The sequence below is a fragment of the Microcoleus vaginatus PCC 9802 genome (assembly GCA_022701275.1).
Lineage (GTDB): Bacteria > Cyanobacteriota > Cyanobacteriia > Cyanobacteriales > Microcoleaceae > Microcoleus > Microcoleus vaginatus_A.
The window spans coordinates 5,367,249-5,391,046 of record CP031740.1 but is presented as its reverse complement, the minus strand read 5'-3'; the positions used below and the strand labels follow the sequence as shown (position 1 = coordinate 5,391,046).

12 protein-coding genes, 1 tRNA gene and 4 pseudogenes are annotated in these 23,798 nt (G+C 45.6%); 10 read left to right on the top strand and 7 right to left on the bottom strand.

Translation table 11 applies throughout. The annotated features are described in order from the left end of the window. Positions 1-4: 4 nt before the first annotated feature. The 4 genes from D0A34_22195 to smc form a co-directional block, all read right to left on the bottom strand. Entirely contained in the window at positions 5-2,185 is a 2,181-nt protein-coding gene (locus D0A34_22195) for a hypothetical protein (GenBank protein ID UNU21187.1), read from the bottom strand. 81 nt (positions 2,186-2,266) lie between these two features. Then, positions 2,267-3,292, bottom strand: a complete 1,026-nt coding sequence (locus tag D0A34_22190) for an SGNH/GDSL hydrolase family protein (protein ID UNU22414.1) — start codon at positions 3,290-3,292, stop codon at positions 2,267-2,269. 441 nt (positions 3,293-3,733) lie between these two features. Continuing rightward, positions 3,734-4,759, bottom strand: a complete 1,026-nt coding sequence (locus tag D0A34_22185; GenBank protein UNU21186.1) for a PRC-barrel domain containing protein — start codon at positions 4,757-4,759, stop codon at positions 3,734-3,736. A 68-nt stretch (positions 4,760-4,827) separates the two neighbouring features. After that, positions 4,828-8,628: a chromosome segregation protein SMC gene (smc, locus tag D0A34_22180; GenBank protein ID UNU21185.1), complete on the bottom strand. Its 3,801-nt coding sequence runs from the start codon at positions 8,626-8,628 to the stop codon at positions 4,828-4,830. Positions 8,629-8,993: 365 nt separating this feature from the next. Here smc and murA point away from each other — a divergent pair, with 365 nt between their 5' ends. The 10 genes and pseudogenes from murA (at position 8,994) to D0A34_22130 (ending at position 19,811) form a co-directional block, all read left to right on the top strand. Continuing rightward, on the top strand, positions 8,994-10,415 hold the full coding sequence (gene murA, locus D0A34_22175; protein ID UNU21184.1) for a UDP-N-acetylglucosamine 1-carboxyvinyltransferase: 1,422 nt from the start codon (positions 8,994-8,996) through the stop codon (positions 10,413-10,415). A 179-nt stretch (positions 10,416-10,594) separates the two neighbouring features. Then, positions 10,595-11,464: a M48 family peptidase gene (locus tag D0A34_22170; GenBank protein ID UNU21183.1), complete on the top strand. Its 870-nt coding sequence runs from the start codon at positions 10,595-10,597 to the stop codon at positions 11,462-11,464. Further along, positions 11,443-11,524 (top strand) — tRNA-Leu (locus D0A34_22165). Before D0A34_22170 ends, D0A34_22165 begins: the two co-directional genes overlap by 22 nt. A gap of 205 nt (positions 11,525-11,729) precedes the next feature. Further along, positions 11,730-11,948 carry a hypothetical protein gene (locus tag D0A34_22160; protein UNU21182.1) on the top strand — a complete coding sequence of 73 codons (219 nt, stop codon included), beginning with the start codon at positions 11,730-11,732 and terminating at the stop codon, positions 11,946-11,948. 82 nt (positions 11,949-12,030) lie between these two features. Continuing rightward, positions 12,031-12,225, top strand: a complete 195-nt coding sequence (locus D0A34_22155) for a hypothetical protein (protein UNU21181.1) — start codon at positions 12,031-12,033, stop codon at positions 12,223-12,225. Between the two features lie 1,148 nt (positions 12,226-13,373). After that, a pseudogene (locus tag D0A34_22150) lies at positions 13,374-13,547 on the top strand (peptidase M48). A 442-nt stretch (positions 13,548-13,989) separates the two neighbouring features. After that, a pseudogene (locus D0A34_22145) lies at positions 13,990-16,959 on the top strand (hypothetical protein). Between the two features lie 288 nt (positions 16,960-17,247). Beyond that, positions 17,248-18,123, top strand: a complete 876-nt coding sequence (locus tag D0A34_22140) for an EamA family transporter (GenBank protein UNU21180.1) — start codon at positions 17,248-17,250, stop codon at positions 18,121-18,123. A 393-nt stretch (positions 18,124-18,516) separates the two neighbouring features. Then, positions 18,517-19,396, top strand: a pseudogene (locus D0A34_22135) (IS630 family transposase). A gap of 79 nt (positions 19,397-19,475) precedes the next feature. After that, complete coding sequence (locus tag D0A34_22130; protein UNU21179.1) at positions 19,476-19,811, top strand: hypothetical protein; 336 nt, start codon at positions 19,476-19,478, stop codon at positions 19,809-19,811. A 311-nt stretch (positions 19,812-20,122) separates the two neighbouring features. On the opposite strand, the pseudogene D0A34_22125 reads toward D0A34_22130, so the two are convergent. The 3 genes and pseudogenes from D0A34_22125 to D0A34_22115 form a co-directional block, all read right to left on the bottom strand. Continuing rightward, positions 20,123-20,215 (bottom strand): annotated as a pseudogene (locus tag D0A34_22125) (IS630 family transposase). A gap of 84 nt (positions 20,216-20,299) precedes the next feature. Continuing rightward, complete coding sequence (locus D0A34_22120) at positions 20,300-21,937, bottom strand: acetolactate synthase large subunit (GenBank protein UNU21178.1); 1,638 nt, start codon at positions 21,935-21,937, stop codon at positions 20,300-20,302. A gap of 144 nt (positions 21,938-22,081) precedes the next feature. Further along, the gene (locus tag D0A34_22115) at positions 22,082-23,449 is read right to left on the bottom strand and encodes an NAD-dependent succinate-semialdehyde dehydrogenase (protein ID UNU21177.1); all 1,368 of its coding nucleotides are present in this window, start codon (positions 23,447-23,449) and stop codon (positions 22,082-22,084) included. Positions 23,450-23,798: the final 349 nt, after the last annotated feature.

The following is a 23,798-nucleotide window of genomic DNA, read 5'->3' as shown; positions in this document are numbered from 1 at the left end:
CAATTTACCTACTGACAGCTAAATTGTTAATCTCCAGTTGGCATTGGTTTGTTAAATCCTGTTTGCTGCTACTCAATACCTCAAGCAGTAGATAAATGGGATTTTTGCCCTCAACTAATAGATTTAAGCCGAGATCACTTTTTGGACTGTAAGCCATATCTGCTGAGTCTACTAATTTACCTTGCTTGTCCCACAAAGTCAAGCGCAGGGCAATTCCCGGACATTGTTTGTTAGGTAAATTAAGTTGGCCTGTAACTTTCGCTTTGTCTGAGATGGAACCTAAATACAGGAAAGATGTATCGAGTTTCTGGCTGTTTTTAAGGGGATGAGTTACAATATTATATAGGTTATTTGATTTTTGACTGACTGAATAATTGGCACTTGTGTAGACTGATTGATGCAAACTAATCCAATCTAACTGCGTGCCCGGTCGATCGACTATTTGCCGCTGCATCGCATCCAGAGTCCTAACTGCCGTTGCTGTATCAGTCGGCCGCATTCTCCGGTAAACGCTGACAGTCACGCCGTTTTCTAGCTTAAACTGTTCCGGTAGCAATTGGAAATCGCGGGCAATTTCCCAGTTTTGATTGAAGGCATCGTACACAACTTTAACAACATCTTGTTCGTGCGATCGCAAAACTTGTTCGTCAGTCGGTAACACCTGCTGAAAAGGTACAGCAACCACCGCATATTGTGACTGCAACAACTCGGGTAGCGGGTAAGTATCGCGCGAGTCAATTTGCGGCCTCCCGATTGTATTTAATTTCCACCAGCCCTCCGGCGGGTTTAATTTTCGGTTGGCTTGTCTGAGGATGTTAGCATTAAAATTGTTAGAAGCACCGACAATATAAATCGGTTCTTCGTTGGGTGCTAATTTTCGCAGAAACTCTACTAATTTTACAACTTCGTCGTAGTCCGATCGCACTAACGGCGGAAAATTAGCGATAAACAGTCTTGACAAATCAATTTTGAGAGGAATTAACCCGACTGCGGCATTCAAAACCAGGTACAAACCCGCCGCGCCCAGCATGAAATACCGGACTTTTCCCTTGAGTGTCAGCCAAGTTGTCCAGAAAAATGTGGATAGTCCTAAAAGTGCGATCGGTGTAATATGAATTGTATAGTGCAAGTAGCCGTAACGCAACACTAACAGCCATTCAATCAGCGACAAAACCCCAAACAACGAAACAAAAATAGCCGCCGCCGGAACCAGGATTCGGGTGAGAATTCCCGCAGAAAAACCAATCAGTACCAGCAGCCAAGTTCCCAAACCGTAAAAATCCGCATAACGAGTTAAAATATCATTTATCGGCAAACTCCAAGCGACATACAAATTGCGGTAATCAACCGTCAGAGCACTGCGAGTAAAATCTCCCGCTACCAACATTAAAATAGTCAAGCTAGTTGCAGCTATCAAGCCCAATTTTACAGCGGATTCAAACAAGAATCTGTAGGGAAACGGCACTGCCGCCTCCTTGTCTTTGGGAGACGACAACGCCGTTTCCCTACGGTATATTAGTACAATAAACTCGATCAAAACCTGTAAAGTCGCGGCACCCAAAAATGCGATCGCACTATAAGCAAAATGGCGCCGCAACAGAATCGCCGCCGCCAGAAAAAACCCAATTAACGGGATTTTCCACCAAGATTTCAGCTTAAGATCCTGCAAATAAACCAAAATTGCCAAGGCTACAAACACACAGCCGCCAATATCCAGATATCCCCGCAGAGTCGGTATCCAACTCATCGGAATTAAGAAACTCAGCAGCACAGTTGACCAAAACACCCGGCGGGGATAAAGTGGAATTAGCTTTGCAGAAATTGCCCCCAGCAACAGGCGAAACGGCAGCACATAAATCAGGGATACGCTGAGAATGTAACTCAGGCGAGACTCGCCAAATAACAGAATAAACGGCACTAATGGCAAAGATATTAATAGGTTTTTTTCTTTAGATAGCGATTCTATAACTCCGCGCCATGCTTTATCGGGCGAGTCTCGAAATAAATTTGCCGTGTTGACTGTAGCAGTGTTGTAGCCCGCGTAATCCCACCAATAAAAAGTATGTTCGCTGGATACATAGATTGATGTAACGGCCACGGTTACAAGAACAACTAAAAAAAGAAAAAAGCCATCAATCAAACTCTTGCGAGGCAATTTAAAAGAAACAAAATCCAATAATCCCATCACTCTCGCAACCCTACATAACTTATAAGCTTCTTCTTTCTCTCTTCCTTCGCGCCCTTTGCGCCTTCGCGGTTCGTTAACTTACCTTAAAACAGTACCTTGCAAAAAACCTGCCAACTTTTCTGCATATTGCCGATTTGCGATCGCACTTGGATGAAGGTCATGAGGTAAATTATTATTGGCAGGTATTTTCAAATCAACCGAAATATCCGTTGTAGCAATTCCCTCCTGACTTAACTCCTCCAACATCTTAGCAGAACCGGCATTAATTCCCGCCACAACTAACTTAACATCATTAGCCTCAGCCACACGGTTAAACTCTTCAATAATTGCCTTAGAAACCTCGTGACTTTTGTACAATCCCTCTTCAAATTGATTGTAATTAACCTCCAAAAAATGGCTTAATGCAGAAACCCGCATCAGGGGGAACTCGTGATATTCAAGTTTTGCCATTTTGTAGGTAAAATTATTTTCTCCATTCAGCCTAGCATCGGGCTGGAAGAGAATTCCAAGTTTATTCCAAGCAGCCATTTGCTTTCTTCTCGCCCTTAACAAAGTATTGCGGCGGTCATGAAATCCCGCATACGCAATTACCGCAATTTTGGGTTTATTTCCTTGTTTGAGTGCTGCTTTGAATTGAATCAAAGAGTGCAGGGTGCCGTAGCCATTAACGCCAAAATTAACTATTTCATATTTGGGTAATTTCTCTTGCAGCAACCAAGCATAAGTTTCGCTGTCATTCAATGACCAACCGTAGGTAAAAGAACAGCCGAATATCCAAATATTAGGCTTTTTTGACGATAAATTGTAAGTATTGAGGGGATGGGTTATTCTTAAACTATTATTGAGATGAGTGGCATTAAATGAGTAATTACCGTTAAGTGTCACCTTAAATTTACCCGGCAAATGCTTGTAGCCGAGTTCCGAGTCTTTGGTAAAAAAGTTACCTTTTGGTTCGACCGCAACATCAACATTTTCTATTTGCCAGGGTTTGTATCCCGCAACTCGCAAGACAATTTCAGCCGTGGTGGTGGATAAAAAAATTGGAAAAATTAGATATGTTATTAATCTGAAAGCAACATTTTTAGCAATTTTTTTTTCGCTCATTAACATAATATGAAACGTCAGCAAAAGTATAGTAAACTGCCATGCCAGTATTATCTAGTTCATGGATATAATTTAATTAGATTGAGCGCCTTCACTGCATCCCCCAACCTACCCCACTAGATTGTTTGCGAGAATTAAATATTATTCGTAAAACCCGTGCCTACAAAATATTGGTTTAAACTCACATCTTGCACCAATATCAATAATCCTTTTTTGGGCGGGCAGAATGCCCACCCCACAAGAAAACTCATTCTTTGTGGAACAGGCATCTTGCCTGTTCTTGAGAATGGTGCAACATCTCAGTTTAAACTCACATCTTGCACCAATATCAGCAACGGGCTAGAAGCCCGTTCCACAAAAAATAAACTTGATTGTGGAACGGGCATCTTGCCCGTTCTTAAGAAGAGTGGAAAATATTGGTTTCAGCTAATTGATTAATTTCTAATAACCAGGCTCCTCCTCGTACTCAGGAGTCTTAGTCTTCTCAGGGATATTCACTCGAGGAGCCTGGTAAGGCTTCGGTGCCTCATCGTCAGCCCAAGCATCAGCTTCCACATCATCCTCGTACTCATACTCGACCACAGGCGCCTTCGGGCGAGAACTCTCAGAGCGAGTGTACTGTGGCTTCGCCTCGTACTCCTCCTCGTAATCGTCCTCCTCGCCGCCCCAATTATCCTCTTCGTAATCCTCGTAATCGTCGATGAGCGGCTCAGGCTGCACCGCGCGCATCTGCTGCTGCGGTTGTCGCACCTGCGGTCGGTTCCACTGCGAATCCTCGTCCCAAGGAACTTCCTCCACCGCAGGCGCAGCTACCCGGCTCCGCATCTCCGGTGCAGGTATCCGCACGCCCGGGCCCAATTGATTTCCTGTAGCCACGGGTTTCGGATAATAACCTTGCTCGTCCTCTTCCCGTTCCCAAGGTGCTTGGCCCAAACCGACGCGCTCCAGCAAACCCACACTAAGCTGCCTGAGCCTTTCCTCGGAACCTTCAAACACAATCAAGCGATTCGGACCGCTGCTGACAATTTCTTCAATCCCCAACTCGTAAGTGCTGAGAACTTGGTCGGGGATTTGGGGGATTCCCAGGGAAGCGATAATTATAGAAACTAACTTACCGTCTTCGGGGTCGAACCTAAAGCCCCGCACCCTACCTAAAAGTTCGCCGGTTTCGGTAATAACTTCGCTGTTAATCAAAATGCTGTAGGCTTCAACATCAACATCATCTTCGATCGCGCTCTCATCTTCCACCAACAGCACGTCGCCGATTTCACTGACATTGCTGAGGAACATAAACCTCGGCATTCCAGCGACCGCAAATATATTATCTCGCAGACCGATCGCCACAACTTCCCGCCGATCAATGTCCACCCACAATTGACTAACCACCCCCAAGCGTTTACCTCTGTCGCGGGTGATGACCTGAGTGCCGAGAATGTCGGAGCGTTGGCAAATTTGTTCGGATGTCATTGTAAGTTTAATCCTGATTTATTAAGTACATATATCACTCAACCCGATCGTTAACAGAGACTCCGGGACTACAACTTCAGTCCTATGACTTGAGTATAAGCTCCCCGGGCTTGAGTAACACCAATTGTACGCTCAGCCGATTGAATCATAGGTCGCCGCAAACTCACAACAATAAACTGGGCTTGTTCAGACTGTCGTTTTATCATTCTAGCCAATCGCTCCACATTTGCCCCATCCAGAAACATATCCACTTCATCAAAAGCGTAGAACGTAGACGGGCGGTAGCGTTGCAGCGCAAAAATAAAACTCAGCGCCGTCAATGATTTTTCGCCCCCAGACATGGAAGCCAGTCGCTGTACGGGTTTCCCCTTCGGGTGAGCAACCAAATTCAAGCCGCTGCTGAAGGGGTCTTCCTGGTCATCTAGCTGGAGATAGCCATCGCCTTCGGAAAGTTCCGCAAAGATAGTCTGGAAGTTCTCGTTAACCGCGTCGAAAGCTTCCTTAAAAGCGCGCCGCCTGAGCGTGGTAAAGTTTTCGATTCTCAACAGCAGTTCAGTGCGTTCTCCTTCCAATGTCGTCAATTTTTGACTCAATTCTTGAAGGCGTTCTTGAGTGCGGTTGTACTCTTCCAAGGCTAGCATATTGACCGGTTCTAAAGCTTGAATGCGTTTGGCGATCGCCTTTACTTCCTGCTGCAATTCCGTCAAATTGGCTTTCTCTACATTTTCAGGAATCGAGGGCACGGGGTCGGGCATTTCCGCCCGCTGCGCTTCCAATAGAGTGCGGATTGCGCTCAATTGTTCCCGGCGTTCTTGCTGGGTTTCGTGGAGTTTTTGCAACTGCCATTGTAACTGCTGTTTGGCTAAATGCTGTTCTCGCAGTTGAGATTCCGCCCGATCGCGATCTCCCTTCTGCACGCCCAATTTTTCCTCAATTTCCCCCAAAGCCGCCTTAGCTTCCGCAATTTGCCGATCGAGTTCTAACTGCTGCGAAACAATGCGATCGAGTGCATCCGCCCCCGCGTTTTGCTGCACTTGCCATTCCTGCAATTTCTCGCTACCTTCCTTAATTTTGTCTTCCAAACGCCCGAATTGATTTTCCAAGTCTACAAGGCGCTGCTGGACGTTTCTCAGAGCCAATTCTCGCTCTTGGAGCAGCGCTTCTAGAGCGCGCAAACTCGATTGCATTTGCTGCCATTCGCTGTGACTGTTGGACTCTTCCAACTGCGCCAAAGTTTGCCGGTATTGCTGCAATTGAGTTTCCTGTGCGGGCAATTCTCCCTCCAGCAACTGCAATCTCGATCGCGAATTAGTTAATTCCTGTGTATTTTTCGCAATTTGCGATCGCACTTGTTCCTGTTGCGCTTGCAAATTCTTAATTTCTGAATCCAACTGTTCCAAGCGCAACTGATGTTCGCGCAAATTTTGTTTCGCTTCCATCAATTCTTGGCTGCGAGTTTTGACTGCAACAGAAGCGCGATCGATCGCAATTTTGCACCGTTCCAAAATCCGCTCAATTTCCTCCAACCTTTCTTGCAGAGATGCGATCGTCCGGGCTTCACTAGCAGCCTCACTAGCCTCAACCGTGCCAAAATGCAAGGTAGATCTATTAGTAGAACTTCCCCCAGTCATCGCCCCGCTAGTTTCCAAAATTTCCCCGTCCAAAGTGACAATCCGGTACTGTCCCAAATAGCGGCGGGCATCGCTGAGGTTGCTAAACACAACCGTACTGCCAAAAACGTAAGCAAAAATTTCCTGATACCGGGAATCGCAATCAATCAAATTAACAGCCGCATCGACAAACCCAGCCGCGCGCCGCAAATTTTCATTCACCGAATACCTGCCGCCTCTAATCTTATTCAAAGGCAAAAACGTCATCCTTCCCGCCCGTTTTTGTTTCAGCAATTCGATCGCAGCAGCAGCCACGCTGTCATCTTCCACCACCATATTTCCCATGCGCCCGCCTGCAGCAATTTCCAGCGCCAACTGATAGCGCGGTTCCACCCTGCCGAGTTGAGCCACCAAGCCACAAACTCCGCCAATTCCGCTTTGCGCGACAATTTTTGCAGTAAACGTTCCCGTCGCTTCTTGCAGTGCTTGAAACTGCACTTCTAGTTTGTCTAATTTGCGCTGTCTTTCCCGCTGTTCTTCCAACAAACGAGTTTGAGTTTCCTGTTGCAGTTGCAATTCTTGTTCGGCTTCGACTAAAATCTGAGTCAGCGATTCTACTTGCAAAGATGCAACGCCTTTGGTTTCCCCAAGGCGAGATTGCTGCTCTTTTTTCGCTGCAATTTCCTGTTCCAATACTTGCAGCGATTGGTTTTGTTCTTGAATTTGACTTTGCAGGCGATCGGCTCTTTCTCCGATAGTAGCTTGTTCTGTACGCTGCGGTTCCAAAGTTTGTTGAATTGTTTCGATTTGGCGGTGCAGTTCCGTTTGCTGCTGTACCCAAACTTCGGCCGTCGAGGCGATCGCATTTGCAACTTCCCGACTTTCATCTAAACTTTGCTGGGCTGCGTCCCGCTGTTCCTGAAAACTCCCCTGCTGAGACTTAACATAAGATATTTCAATCTCAATTTGCTCCAAACTTTGCCGGAATTGGCGAACTTCCTGCTCGGTTTGTGCTATATTAGCCGCCATTTGCCCAGCAGTTTTTTCCAAATCCTGTTTGCGGTTTTGCAGTTGCCGCCGTTCCGCTTCCTGAGTTGCAATCGTCGCTTGCAAAGCCAACAATTCCGACTCTCCCAAAGCTTTAACGCGGGCATTCAGTGCGTCAAGTTCGGCGGTTGCTTCTTGAATTTGGGTACTAATTGCTTGCAGTTGTTCTGTGAGAGATGCCGAAGTGCGATCGCCCGTTTCGATTTGTTCTCGCAGCTTCCATTGTTGCTGCTGCAATTGACGGAATTTAAGCACAATTTCCCATTGCGATTTTTCTTGAAATTCTGCCCGCAATTTTTGATATTTTTCCGCTTTTGTGCGATCCGAAGCCAGTCTATCGCGCTGAGAAATCAGCTCTTTTTCTACAATGCGGCTGCGTTCTTCCACCTCCTTAACTTCATCCAACTTCTGCCTAGCTAAAGAGATTTTGCGATCGAACTGAGCCACACCAGCTAATTCGTCAATGATTTCTCTGCGTTCCTTAGAATTCATCGAAATAATGCTCGTAACGTCTCCTTGCAGCACGACGTTATAGCCTTCGGGATAAATTCGCAAGCGGTTGAGCTGTTCGTGAAGTTGAGTCAGCGTGCAAGGTTGGCCGTTAATGTAATAAGTTGAAGTGTAAGTACCTTGGCGAGTTACCCGAAGTTTCCGCGTCACACTCCACTCATCCGATTTTGGATTTTCGATTTTGGATTTTCGATTGGTAGCGAGTAGTTGTCCGTTGTTGTCTTGAGTTGCTGCGATTTCAATCTCTTCTACGTCTTCAACAGATAACTCTTCCGATTTTCGATTTTCGATTTTGGATTTTCGATTGGCAGATGATTGGCCGTTGTTGTCTTGAGTTTCGGCAATATCTATCTCTTCGACTTCCTCTGCTTCAACAGATAACTCATCTGCTGCATTTTCCTCCTCATCTTCATCCCGGGCGAACCATTCCTCCCCCACATCTTCCAGCGCAAAAGTCGCAGTCACGCTAGCTTCGATCGTACCGCGTTTGTTTTGGGCGCTGTTCACCAAATCCGGCAAACGTTCAGCCCGCATTCCCTTGGAACTCGAAAGTCCGAGACAAAACAGCAAAGCGTCGAGGATGTTGGACTTCCCAGAACCGTTGGGCCCGGAAACCACAGTAAAACCGGGCAGCACGGGAATGGCCGTCGTGCCGCCAAAAGATTTAAAGTTAGTCAGTTCGATCCGTTTAATGTGAACCATATGCTAGGAGTAGCTTTGGCTCTAGGTTGTTGTCACAGGGTAGCACAGGCAATGGGGCGATCGACAATGTGTAAACTTTCTGGCATGGTCGATCGAACCGATATCTTACACCTTTGTTAACAACCGAGTCCGCTTTTACTTAAAAAGATCGTTGACAAAGGTACAACATCTGAGATCCGAGCGAGCGCTACAAATGAACGTAAATTTTGATACAGATAACTTCATGAGACTCGATCGATATTATTTGTGGGCTAAAACCTGAAAGCCTTGTCCAGAGACAGTGCCAGCAAATATAATTCCCGGAATTCCAAATGTTACCCCTAGACATATAAAAACTTTCCGGTAAAATCGAACCAAAATTAATAATGTATAAAGTAATGAAGCGCATTATGGAGGGCAAACCCATTACACCAGCTCAGAACTCATCTAACCTGCCAGCTTCACCTGAAAGCGACGAACAACAAGTATTACAAATTTGGGGTCGCGAACCCCTTAAAGGACACGTCAAAATCAGTGGCGCCAAAAATTCGGCCTTAGTCGTCATGGCAGGAGCCTTGCTCTGCCCAGAGGATTGCCGTCTCCGCAACGTTCCCGGTCTAGTCGATGTCGCCCGCATGGGGCAAATTCTCTCGGCTGTAGGAGTCAACTTACAGCAGAACGGGGACGTTTTAGACATCAACGCCAGCAACCTCATAGACGCTCAAGCCCCCTACGAATTAGTCAGCCAACTGCGGGCGAGCTTCTTCATCATCGGGCCGCTGGTAGCGCGTTTGGGATTTGCCAAAGTGCCCTTGCCGGGTGGGTGCGCCATCGGCGCGCGACCCGTTGAACTCCACGTTCGCGGTCTGCAAGCCCTCGGTGCCGAAGTCCACATTGACCACGGCACCGTTCACGCTTACGTCAAAGGGCCGAACCGCCGCCTGAAAGGAGCCAAAATTTATTTGGACTACCCCAGCGTCGGCGCAACTGAAACTTTGATGATGGCGGCGACTCTGGCGGAAGGAGAAACCATAATTGAAAATGCGGCTCAAGAGCCGGAAGTCGCTGATTTGGCGAATTTCTGCCGCGCCATGGGAGCAAAAATTCAAGGCGCTGGCACGAATACGATCGTCATTTCGGGAGTTCCCAAGCTGCACGCGGTAGACTATTCAATTATTCCCGATCGCATTGAAGCCGGAACATTTTTAGTAGCCGGAGCCATCACTCACTCCGAAATCAGTTTGTCGCCGGTAATTCCCGACCACCTGACCGCAGTCATTGCTAAATTGAAGACAATTGGTGCGAAAATTATTGCAGAATCCCCCGACATTTTGCGGATAGTTCCCGGCCAAACTCACTCGGCCACAGACATCGAAACTCTGCCTTATCCCGGTTTCCCCACAGATATGCAAGCTCAGTTTATGGCTTTGCTCACGCTGAGCGAAGGCGACAGCTTGATCAAAGAAACCGTGTTTGAGAATCGCTTGCGCCACGTAGCAGAGCTCAACCGCATGGGCGCAGACATTCGCCTTAAAGGCAATGTCGCGATTGTGCGGGGAGTGTCGCGGCTGTCGGGTGCGCCTGTGGTGGCAACAGATTTGCGGGCTTCGGCGGCGTTAGTGCTAGCGGGACTTGCAGCCGATGGTGTCACAACCATCAGCAGCTTGCAGCACTTAGACCGTGGCTATGAGCAGTTAGAGGTGAAACTGCAAAAATTGGGAGCGAAGTTGCGGCGGGTCAAAGAGGGTACAGACCCGGCGACTGCTGAGGCTCCTGTCAATCCCGTGCGATCGGGTTTAAACTGTTAATTGGTCATTAGTCAGCAGTCATTAGTCATTAGGAAGAAGGAAGAAGGAAGAAGGAAGAAGGAAGAAGGAAGAAGAAAGAAAAATAATTCAACCTTTTTCAATTGCCAATTCATAATTCCCATTTCCCAATGACCAATGACTAACGACCAGTGACTATTGACTAATGACTCAGGATTAAAATGTCGAACATACCGCTCATCGGTTTGAAAGCAGACCAGTTTCGCCACCCGCTAGACTTGGAAGCTACCAGCACTCTCAAACAACTGCCCGGCCTGGATTTGATGGTGCGGCAGTTGCTGGGACAACTTGGCGAACAGTTTTTTATGCTCGAAAATCTGGCTTCCAGCGTCCAAGTCGGCGAAAATCAATTGCCCCACCTGCATCAATTGCTCTTGGATGCCTGCAAAACTCTGGATTTGGAGGTGCCGCAGCTTTATGTCCGCCAGCATCCGATGCCAAATGCTTACACCTTTGCGATGCGGGGAAAACAGCCTTTTGTGGTGATGCACACTTCTCTGATTGATTTGCTCACAGACGAGGAAGTTAAGGCAGTAATCGCTCACGAGTTGGGGCATTTGAAGTGCGAGCACGGAGTTTACCTGACCCTGGCTAATTTAATTGTCTTGGCCGCAGGTCAAATTTCGCCTGTGGGAACCGTGCTGGTGCAGGGTTTGCAGGCGCAAATGTTGGAATGGTTGCGGTGTGCCGAATTTACGTGCGATCGCGCCGCCTTGCTCGCCACCCAAGACCCAAAAGTGGTAGCATCCGTGCTGATGAAACTGGCCGGAGGTTCGCCGACTTTAGCTCCGAAACTGAATGTAGATGCGTTTTTGGCGCAGGCCCGGGCCTACGACGACCTCAGCAGCACTCAGATCGGAGATATGCTCAAACAAGCTCAGACGGCTCAGTTGTCCCATCCTGTACCAGTATTGCGCGCCAGAGAGATCGATCGTTGGGCAAGTTCAAAAGATTATGAATCTTTGCTTGCAGGAAATCGATCTGTGTGTTATGATGGTGAAACCCAAAAGGGCGGGTGGCGAAATTGGTAGACGCATCAGACTCAAAATCTGACACCGAAAGGTATGAGAGTTCGATTCTCTCCCCGCCCACTGCTAAAAAAGCTAGTGATGTATTAATAAAGAACTGTGTGCTAGGTAGCCCAGTAGCTCCAAGTGCATATCTCATCACTTGATCTAGCCCTCTCTGGTGGCTGTGGTTGGTAGCCGAGTATTTTCCGAACTTCAGTTGAAATAACTCATGACCAACCGCACTATTACTTTCATCTGCTTTTTTATGTAATAAAAACAGAAAGAGATGAGTAATCAGGCAAGCAATGTACCTTCTTTGGATTTAGCTATCGTTCCAGGCACAGTTTATATCCAAGATTGTGTCTGGAATCAGTTAAGTAAACTCTATACTCTGGATTTAGCCACAGGTAAAGCAACATTCATCGGTGAGATCATTACAGAAGTTGATGATATTGTCTTGGTTGATTCACAACTCTATGGCATGGAGCGAGTACGAGCTCGATAATATGCTCGTTGCTGCTGACTTCGCACCACTGAAACCCACATTCCGCACCCCCAACTGGCACACACGCAGTTGAGGGTGCGGAATGTGGGCTAGAATGCGATCGTTCAATGGCGACTCCAGGCGATCGCTCCTGACCAAACAAATTGTCGGGGCGATCAAACAGCAAGGAGCGTGGCAGCTTTCCAATGGTACGAAAGAGGGTAAAATTATCTTCAACTCAAGCGTTAATTGGGGTTGCGGAATTGTTGTTTTGCCCAGTCTAACCGTCAGACAGTGATCGCGTGTTGGGGAAGTGCCAGCGGTTGGGTCGGTAAGCTATCGCCTCACCACTTAAAGTAAGTAGCGAACGCCACTTGGGGATATAATCTGATGGATGATCTCTGGGTTATTTGCTTGAACTGTCGAAATGCCTATCCAATCTATATTTAGGCAGTTTTCGACTCGTTTCTTCCGGGTTCTGTTGTAAAAAAACAAGGAGTAAAAGCAATGAGTATAATGCAGGTGCCTACATACAATGGGAAAGTCGTCTCTCATATGTCTCTTACACAGCCCTCTCCAGGTGGAAAAAAAGAGTATGAAGTCAGGATTCAATTTAATGACGGGAAAGGGTTAACCTTAAAGTCCGAAAGTAATATAACGCTTGAGGAAACAAAATGATAGAGCGCGTTGTCAGGGAACCTAATGTCTAACGGTTAGACAGGGTTTTAATTTGGCGATCGCTGATCGGGTTATCTGGTTAATGGTTACGGAAAAGCAAACCAGTAAAACAAACACTAACCAGTTATATAACTGGTTAGTGTTTGTTTAGTAACAAGTTAGGGCGGGGTAGCAAAAACCCACCTTCGGCACTCTCAACGGTCACACGGGGCTTTTGGTGTTCTTGGTGGTTGTAAGCTTGATCAACCTAGGTGAGACTAAGCACTAATACTTAAGTTGAATTAGCTGTCAGGCTCAGGATGAACCCAACTTGTCGTTAATTCCTGTTAATTGACAATAACTAGAGAGAAAACAAGCACTCCCTGAAAAATCATTAGTTTTTTCCGTTCAGCCTCAGCAGTCCGTGTGACAGTTGAGGGTGCGGAATGTGGGCTGAAATATGAGAAAGATGTATCCGCTCAATAATTCGGGGCGGAGTACCCACTCAAGAACGATTTTGCGTCATTTGAGGTGCATCGTTGAGCGATTTACCCCGGATTATTGAGCGGATACAGAAAGATGTTACGCTTTATTACTAAAAAAACAATTATCTACCCTTCTAGATAGACTAAGAGTCATCCCCGGAGCAGTCAAAGTTGCGACCAATTCTAGCAGATGCTGAGTTTATCAGCACTAAGGGAAATACCGTCATCAGCAACCTCGATTATGATTTCTTAACAGTTTGGCAAAACAAGTCTAATAGCAGATATCACATTAAGTGATTACCAAAAACTGAATGTAGACGAATTTTTGGCGCAGGCGCGAGCCTACGACGATCTCAGCACCACTCAACTCGGAGATATGCTCAAACAAGCTCAGAGGGATCAGTTGTCGCATCCTGTACCAGTATTGCGGGTTAGAGAGATCGATCGCTGGGCAAGTTCAAAAGATAAAGATGAGTAATCAGGCAAGCAATATATCTTCTTTGGATTTAGCTATGGTTCCAGGGACAGTGTATATCCAAGATTGTGTCTCCAATCAGTTAAGTAAACTGTATACTCTTGATTTAGCCACAGGTAAAGCAACATTCATCGGTGAGATCATTACAGAAGTGTATGATATTGCCTTTGTTGATTCACAGCTCTATGGCATTGATCGAGAAGGCGACACAACCCAGCTCGTTAAAATTGACATCAAAACGGGCGATACGACTGTCATTGGGGATACGGGCTTTGCTACAGCAGGCTTGGCTTATAATGCCCAACGTCAAACCCTTTATGCCAGCACAGCTAAACAACTGATTGCCCTTGATCTCAAAACAGGAAAAGGTACACCAGTAGCTACCGTAGCTAATAAGGACTACAACTGTGGTGAACTTGCCTTTGATAGCAATGGCATAGCATATATCACATTAATTAGCTACGACAATAAGAAATTACTTGCTAGATGCAATCTCGATACTAGCGAAGTTAAAACGATTGGTGATACCGGATTTCCTGGTATTGGCAGTATGGAATTTGTTGGCAATGTCCTGTATGGCGTTACGGGCAGATTTTTTAACTTGGGAAAAGACGGTCAATTAATCCGTATTAATACCAAGACAGGTAAAGGCACATTAGTGGCTCAAACCAAGCCTAGGGGTCGTTGGGCAGGAATTGCGGTTTATGAACCAGCACCAGAAGCGATCGCAACCATCACTCCAAAAGTTAACACTGAAGCTACACAAGCGGCACAAACAACTACTACAACTAGGGAGGCAACTATGAAACTGTTAACAATTGATGCCAAAGCAAACTGTTACGTTATCAATACCGATCAGATGAATAACTTGCAACAAAATGTTGCTAAGTCTCTGACATTAGACAAAGGAACTTTTGACATCCAAATTACCAGTGGTAGCTACAGTTATAGTGCCGACAATACCGCCGGTGAGCCTTTTGTTTTTCTCTGGATTTATGGACTTGATGGCAGTACCTTTATCAACACAAAGACAGGTGTTGAGACAGGTGGAACTTGGGCAACTTTAAACGGCTATAACGACAAATTGCAGTTAGATATCAAAGAAAAAGCTGTAGTCTGCGCTTTATTCTTTGATATCTATAGTGCTGATAATGAAGGACAAGTAACTGTTTCAATCACTGGCAATCAACAGAATCCCCAAACTTTAACCGTTGATAGCAAGACAAACTGCTATCCGCTTGATAGCAATACTCTCTCAAATCTTAAAAAAGCCAATGCTAATTCAATCGAGTTAGCCCCTGGGAACTATCGCGTCAAGATTCGGGAAAGCAATGCCACTTATGGAGCAGAAGCAAAAAATTTCCAATTAGAACCTTGGGCGTTACTCTTGATTCAAGGGGGAAATTTTATCTCCAAGTTGACAGGAAATGAAGTTAGCGAAAGTTGGTGTTCCTTAAATGGCTTCAAAGATGACGTTATTTTTGAAGTCAAAGAAAAAACAACCATCTCCGGCTTCTTTTTTGATACATACATAGAAGATAACCAAGGGCAAGTTGTTTTAGAAATCAACAACATCAGTGATGAAGAAGTAGACCAAGAAAAGGCAGAGTCATCAGTACAACCTGGTACGGGCAGCAGCGAAAGCAGTGTTAGTGTAGTGGGTGGTGGTAGCACAACTAGCTCTGGTGGTACAGCAGTTACCTCTGGTGGTACAACTAGCTCTAGTAGTACAGCAGTTACCTCTGGTGGTGGTACAACTAGCTCTGGTGGTATACCAGTTACCACTGGTGGTACAACTAGCTCTGGTGGTGTATCAGTTACCTCTGGTGGTACAACTAGCTCTGGTGGTATACCAGTTACCACTGGTGGTACAACTAGCTCGGGGACTGAAAATATCAATATTGGCAGTGGATTTAACTTCAGTTTTGACCAAGCTCAGATGGAACAAATGTGGCAGCAAATGGCCTCCCAAATCAATACTTCCATCACAGTAACAGAGGACTCGAACGAGAAAAAAGAAGCTTATTGGGGCAATTTGGAAAAATGGCTGCTTAGAGGCTATCAAACTCAAGCTAAAGACTTAGGCATGAGGGTAGCACGGCTGGACTTTATGTTTAAGACTCTTACCCAACAAATGGAAGTTAGTTTTAATCAGAATTTCCACAATTGGTCGGGGTACTTCAACAAAACTCTCAACGACTTATTTATTTCCCGAGTTCCCCGCCTTGTTAGTGAGCAGGTGAATTTAAGAATCTCTGAACAAACCCAAGAGATTAAAAACTTAGTGCTGCAACAAATGCAAACCGAACTCAATGAGCGTATTGAGTCCGTCGTTAATCTCAAAGTGTCTAATCAGACTCAAGAAGTTAAGAACCTCGTAGTTCAGCAAATGCAAACTGAACTTGAGCAACGGATTGAGAATGTAGTTAACATCAAAATTGCCAATCAGTCTACAGAGATTAATACCCAGGTAATTAATCAAATATCGACTGATATTGATGAGCGCATTAGTAACTCCGTTAATGTCCAAATCGCCAATCAATCTCAAGAGATTACTAATCAGGTAATTCAGCAAGTCCAACAAACTATTGATGAGCGTGTTGAGAATGTGGTGAGCATCAAGATTTCTGATCAAACCCAGAATGTGAAGAATCTGGTGATTCAGCAAATGCAAACTTACATCGATCAACGCATCGATAATGTCGTGAACCTGAAAGTGTCTAATCTATCTCACGATATTAACACTCAAATTGTTCAGCAAATTCAACACGACATCGATCAGCGGATTAATGCGGTAGTTAATCTCAAAATTGCTGACCAAAGCCAAAACATTAAAAATCTGGTCATTCAGCAGATTGAATCTAACATTGATGCTCGCATCAATACGGTTGTTAATCAATCTAGCACTAGCAACGTGCAGTTAGTGACTAATAATATTGTCAATGATCTTGACAATCGCATTAATGTTAGCTTGGATAACAAGATTCTCAACTTCCGTAATGATGTCTCTACTATCGTCAAAACTGAGCTGAACCAAAACTTCACGCAGAACCTGAAAAATACGATTTTTTCAGAATTGAGACAGCAACAATTCTACCTGGATATCAACTTGATCAAGTCAGAAGTTGAGAACTTCTACTCTAATCTTGCACAGTTTGAGAATCAGTTCTATTTACGCATTGAACAAGGGGACACTCAACTGTATAACTGGACGCTGGAACAACTTATTGCTCTCCAAGGTTGCTTAACAGATCGTCAGGCTTTAGGGGATATCTTTGAATCTTTCGCCAAGAGACTCAAAGACGAATTAGAGAATGCTGAATGCGTTCGTCCCGATCGTTTTGGTTCTTGGGTAAGAACAGATATGCGGTCACAATTTCAACCTACGCAATCTCCGGAATTACCCCAAGGTTAATCAGTAGGTAGACATATATATTGGGTGTCTGAAGAAAGGAACGAAGCAATCCCAAACTGCAAGCGAATTGCTTCGTTCCTCTATTCGGACATGATGGTATTGATTTATGTTCACCGCCCACTGCTAACAAAGCTTAATAAATCTAGGGTTCCAGGTAGGCTACCGGGAACCCTAATTTATATGGCATGAGGAATCGGGCATCGGGAATTGCGAATTGGTAACTAATGACAACAGTCAACCGTTAACAGTCAACAGTCAACAGTCAACAGTCAACAGTCAACAGATTTTATGGGTGAAATCGCCGCTTTAGGCGCTGCATTTGTCTGGGCTCTATCTTCTACCATCTGGCAGCGAGTAGGACAGCAAATCCCCGCAGTGATGCTCAACTTGCTCAAAGGCGCGATCGCCCTTTTCATGCTCCTTGCCACTGTACTAATTTTAGGAAAATCCTTACCCGCAATCAACCCTAATATTTTAGCAATGCTGCTGATTAGCGGCGGCCTAGGAATTGGCATCGGAGACACCGCTTTCTTTATCGTATTAAAATATTTAGGCGCGAGGCGAACGCTGCTTTTAGAAACCCTATCTCCCCCTTTAACAGCTTTATTGGGCTTAATATTTTTGCAAGAAAAGTTATCGCCCATTGCTTGTACTGGCATTGTTTTAACAATCTGTGGCGTAGCGTGGGTAATTGCAGAACGAACAGCCGAAACAACCTTATCATCAAAACATCTTTGGCAGGGATTAGGTATTAGTTTATTAGGACAAACAACCCACGCCGTTGGAGCAATTTTATCCCGCGCCGCCTTCACTCAAATAGATATCGATCCTCTGTGGACGGCGGCCTTGCGCTTGAGCGGTGGCATGGCAGTCATGCTATGCTTTTTGAAGCCAAAAAACCTTGACAGTTTCAAACAATTAAAATCCTCAAAAATATTAGCTGCAATAATTCTGGCAGCTTTTTTAGGAACCTATCTCGGGATTTCCTTGCAACAGACTTCACTGAAATATGCACCCGCAGCAATCGCTCAAACACTCAGTTCTACCAGTCCCCTCTTTATACTGCCTTTAGCGGTGCTGGCGGGCGAAAAAGTGAGCATTCGGGCTGTTTTGGGGGTAGTTGGTGCGATCGGCGGAATCGCCTTATTATTGGGTTTGAAGTGATTAGATTTGAGACATACAGCGGAAACCGCTGTAATTATTGCTAAAAAACATTGCCCCGCAAGGATTTGGGGAATTTTTTGAGAAAAATTAGCACACTAAGTACGGCAAGCCCTGGCAGGCAGTCAACATTGCCAAAAATATAACTAACGTGGCGATGACTCTAGGGCAAATTATAGAAGTTGTTGCAGTTGCAATGGATATCCATGCAGGCAAAAAGGAAGGAGAATTATATCAGAAACTGGATGAAGCTCGTGGCGAGAGAATGAATCAGTTTATTGCCATTGCCCAAGCCCTCGAAACTCAGATATAATAACAACTCCGACAAGTTATAGCTATAGCCAGCGTAGTTAGGAGGTGGACTATAATGATTGCGATCGCCTCTACCCGATTTCAATGGCTCAACCTTACAGTAATGACTTCCGGCAAAAAGTAATGCCAGCGATTGAGCTGGCCAGTCTCAAGAAAAGTGAGGCGAGCCAACTGTTCAATATCAGTCGCAATACAATCAACTTGTGGTTCCAACGCAAAGCCGAAACGGGTGATGTTAAGCCAAAGCCGAGGCAAGCATCCCAACAGAACGGCTTTGATCAGGGATTGGGAGAAGTTTCGAGACTTTCTCAAAGTGTATGGGGATAAAACCCAAACGGAGATGGCACAGCTATGGGATGGGGAGATTAGTCAACGCACGATTTCCCCGGCATTACGGAAGATTGGCAATACTCGTAAAAAAAAACATACAGGTATTGCCAACGGGATGAAGCCAAACCGGCAGCCTTCTTAGAGCAACTCTCGAACCCTTTCATCGCCTCACCTGGTCTATGTCGATGAGTCTGGTATGGATGAACGAGATAACTATGGCTACGGGTACTCACCCGTAGGGGAACGTTTCTACGACCTCAAATCAGGTCGGCGATAGGGACGTATTAATACGATCGCTGGGTACCGAGATGGTCAATTTATTGCACCATTTACGGTCGAGGGAGGATGCAACCGCGCTGTGTTTGGGACCTGGCTAGAAACGTGCTTAATTCCAGTGTTGCGTCCGGGTGAGTGGGTGATTATGGATAATGCGACGTTTCATCATGGCGGTCGGATTACCCAATTGATTGAAGCCACAGGGTGTCAGTTGGTCTATCTGCCGACCTATTCGCCGGATCTCAATCAAATTGAAAAGTGTTGGGCCTGGTTGAAAAGTCGGATTCGCAAACTATTACCCAACTCAGAGCATTTGCGCGATGCCATCGAAGTCGTTCTCAAGCAAGCTGCGTCTTAATGAATATGGCTATGGCCATAGATGATTTTATCCTTTAGAGATATACTGTTTAAGTCCAAAAAATGATCATCGACAGGTTATGAAACTACCAAAAAAAATAGACCTTAGAATTGACGAAACCTATACCCTTACACTACCAGGATGGGGAACAACGGGCATTTTTCGGACTTATGAAGTGATTCAAACCAGCCAGGTAGTGGATGTTTTACCAGTAGATCGTGAGGATGATGATGAGGATTTAGAAGAACCTAAACCTGGAGAGATACGGATGATGATTACTGGCGCTAGCAAAGATGAAGTGTTCAAGATACGGGGTTTAAAACCGGGACATTCTATGATTCAGTTTTTCCAGCAGCACGCTGGGAGCAGCGAACGACAAAAAGAACATCTCCTTGAGGTTAACGTAAAAGGCTAAATAAATAGCTTTTACGATCACTGCGATCGCCAATATGAGATCGAAGCTGAGAACTTAGCGATCCTCCTACCCAGCCTCCATCCCCGACCTTCACCGAATTGGCGGCGGTTGAGAGCGGGTTGAGGCGATCGCAGTACCAAGAGCGAGCTAACTTTGACTCTAAGAGTAGGTCAAGCATACAGCCTTTTCTAACTTTGTGTAGTACAGTAACAGCAATGAGTAAACCAATTTTCAATATCTTTAAGTGTGAGGGAATCAATCGCATCAACTAAAGCGGTTTCGACAATATCTCGACACCGAGCGGCCACGGCGCGTAAATAGGCTTTGAACTTAGACCAACAGTTTTCAATCGGATTAAAATCGGGAGAGTAGGGAGATAAATAAATGAGTTGCGCTCCAGCTTGTGTAATCCAAGCCTCAATAATCTGTCGAGAGTCTGTACGGCGATGGAGGAAACGGCAGTGCCGTTTCCTGATTTCGGGCTACTCTTACAAATTGCAACTCATATCCCCAGATAATTGACTGAAACGCGCATTTTCCCGGTAGTCTACCGGACAGTCAATCACGCAAGGGACATCTTGAGCCAGGGCTTCTTTCAGAATCGGAATAAAATCGGTTGCAGCTTCCACACGATAGCCTTTTAAACCCATACTTTCGGCAAATTTCACAAAATCGGGATTGCCAAACTTGACGAAATCTGAATGACCAAAATAATCTTGTTGCTTCCATTCAATTAAGCCGTAGCCGCCATCATTAAAGATTAGCGTCACAAAATTAGTACCGACTCGCAAAGCAGTTTCTAACTCTTGACAGTTCATCATAAAACCGCCGTCGCCGGTGGCTGCTATTACTTTGCGATCGGGATAAACGAGTTTTGCAGCCACCGCACCCGGAATCGCAATTCCCATCGCCGCAAATCCGTTGGAAATCAAACAGGTATTGGGGCGATCGCAATGATAGTGCCGCGCGATCCACATTTTGTGAGCTCCCACATCAGATATCAGAATATCTTCCGGGCCCAGGACTTGCCGCAAATCGTAAATGAGTTTTTGTGGCTTGATCGGGAAACCGTCGTCGGCTGCATATTGTTCGTACCCAGCGCGAATATCCGCCCGCAATTGCTTAGCAAAAGGATCTACTTTCTCCATGCGATCGGCACGCTGCAAAATTTCATTGAGGGAATCAGAAATATCTCCCACAACTTCTATAAGAGGAATATAACTGCTGTCAATTTCTGCTGGCAAAGATCCAATGTGAATAATAGGAATTTTTCCTTCTGGATTCCACTTCTTCGGGGAATATTCAATCAAATCGTAGCCAACAGCAATCACTAAATCCGTTTCTTCAAAAGCACAGCTAATATAATCCCGTTTTTGCAATCCCGTCGTCCACAGTGCCAAAGGATGAGTGTAAGGAATTACACCTTTGCCCATGAAAGTATTAGCTACAGGAATATTCAATCGAGTAGCAAATTGTGTCAAAGCATCGCTGGCGTTAGCGCGGATTGCGCCGTTTCCTACTAAAAGCAGAGGACTTTTTGCCTTGGAAATTGCCACAGCGGCTTTATTCAAGCTTTGGTAAGCGCCAAAAGTTTTTTCGCGGTTGTCTTTGGTGAGCGGATTTCCTTCAGCAGGCATTGCTGCGATGTTTTCAGGTAAGTCAATGTGAACTGCTCCCGGCTTTTCACTTTGAGCTACTTTAAAGGCTTTGCGGACAATTTCTGCCGTCGTGCTGGGGCGAACAATTTGAGCATTCCACTTAGTAACTGGCTCAAACATGGCAACCAAATCTAAATATTGGTGCGATTCTATGTGCATCCTGTCTGTGCCCACTTGTCCGGTAATTGCTATTAAAGGAGCGCCGTCTAAGTTGGCGTCAGCAACTCCTGTCATTAAGTTAGTTGCGCCTGGGCCCAAGGTGGACAAGCAAACGCCGGCTTTGCCGGTGAGACGACCGTAAACGTCGGCCATGAAAGCCGCGCCTTGTTCGTGGCGAGTAGTAATAAATTTAATTGAAGAGTTTCTCAGGGCTTCTAGAATTTCTAAATTTTCTTCTCCAGGAAGTCCGAAGACGTATTCGACGCCTTCATTTTCTAAACATTTTACCAATAGTTGAGCTGTGTTCATTTCCGTTTCTCTCCTCGGTTAATGGGGGTTTTTGGTCTTTTTAAACCGATCGCAAAAATACTAAATGGGAATTTTTAACCGCAGGTAAACGCAGATAAACGCAGACTTATGTAGATTTGTGCGATCGGTTGATAGAGTGGGAGCTTATTTCACCCACACTGTTTTTATGTTAACAAATTCGTGCATTCCTTGGATGCTCAATTCGCGTCCGTAACCGGAACGTTTGATGCCGCCGAAGGGCAATCTCGGGTCGGATTTTACTAAACCGTTGATGAATACCGCGCCGGCCTCTAGTTCGGAAATAAAGCGATCGCTCTCTGAGTTTACTGTAGTCCAAGCTGACGCACCCAAGCCAAAAGATGTGCTGTTTGCGAGGGCGATCGCCTCATCCATGTCTGCAACTCGGAATACTAAAGCTACGGGTCCGAAAAATTCTTCTTGACGGGCAGAGGCATTCGGGGGAATGTCTGCCAGAATAGTTGGCAAGTAGAAATTGCCGGCCTTCTCTGACAATGGGCGGCCACCTGTCAGAAGTTTTGCTCCCGATTGGACGCAATTTTGCACTTGATTGTCCAAGTCTTTGAGGATTGTGGGAGTCGCTAAAGGGCCGATATCGGTTTCGGGCAACATCGGATCGCCTACTTTTAATTGCTCGAATTTTTCGACAAATCCTGTGATGAATTCGTCGGCAATCTCTTCTGCTAAAATAAAGCGTTTGGCGGCGATGCAAGATTGACCGTTATTGAGCATCCGGGCTGTCACAGCAGTTGATAAAGCTGCAGGTAAATCGGCGCTGGACATCACAATAAAGGGGTCGCTTCCTCCCAATTCCAGCACTACTTTTTTCAAATTTTTGCCCGCATTTGCTGCCAAACTTTCACCCGCTGGTTCGCTACCGGTGAGAGTTGCTGCTTTTATGCGATCGTCCGCAATGAGATCGGCTACTTTGTCGGCGCCGACTAACAAAGTTTGAAAAACTCCTTCGGGAAAGCCAGCAAGCGTGAAAATTTCTTCGATTTTCAAAGCGCACTGAGGCACGTTGGAAGCGTGTTTTAGCAAGCCGACATTGCCCGCCATCAGTGCTGGCGCCGCAAACCGAAAAACTTGCCAAAATGGGAAATTCCACGGCATAACGGCTAAAATAGGGCCCAGCGGTTGGTAGCGGACAAAGCTGCTGCTAGCGTCAGTGGTTGCCGGTACGTCTGCCATAAATTGAGCGGCATTTTTGGCGTAATAGCGGCAAACTAAGGCGCATTTTTCCACTTCGCCGATCGCAGATTTGAGCGTTTTGCCCATTTCCCGGGTCATCATTTCAGCGTAAATTTCGCGATCGCGCTCCAAGATGTCTGCAGCTTTCTGCATCCACAGGGCTCTCTGCTCAAACGGCAGTTGGCGGTATTTTTTAAAAGCTTGCTGTGCTAATTCCAGCTTAGCTTCTATTACCTCATCCGCGATCTGCTCGAAAGTTTTCAGCGTTTCTCCCGTTGCCGGGTTGATAGTAGCAATAGCCATGGTTTCATCTCCTGTGTGAAAAACACAAAACTCCCTGCTAGTTTTCAGCCTCGGCAGGGAGTTGTATCAAGGTATTACAAAATAGGAATTTACCAGCCACGTTTTCTTTCAGGTCTTGCCAAGTTGCAAGTGCCGCGATTTGTTTAAATTTCTCTACTTTTAATTATAGTTCAGAGTCTCGATCGCAAATCTTAAGAAAATTTGTCTTTCTGAAATCACGCACAAATCTCAAGAACAGGCTAGACGACCTGTTCCACAAAAGTTAAATGTTTTTGTGGGGCGTCCCGCCCGCCCCTGACAGCTTTATTCACAATTAATGGTGCAAGATGGATGAAATATCTTGTCGGGT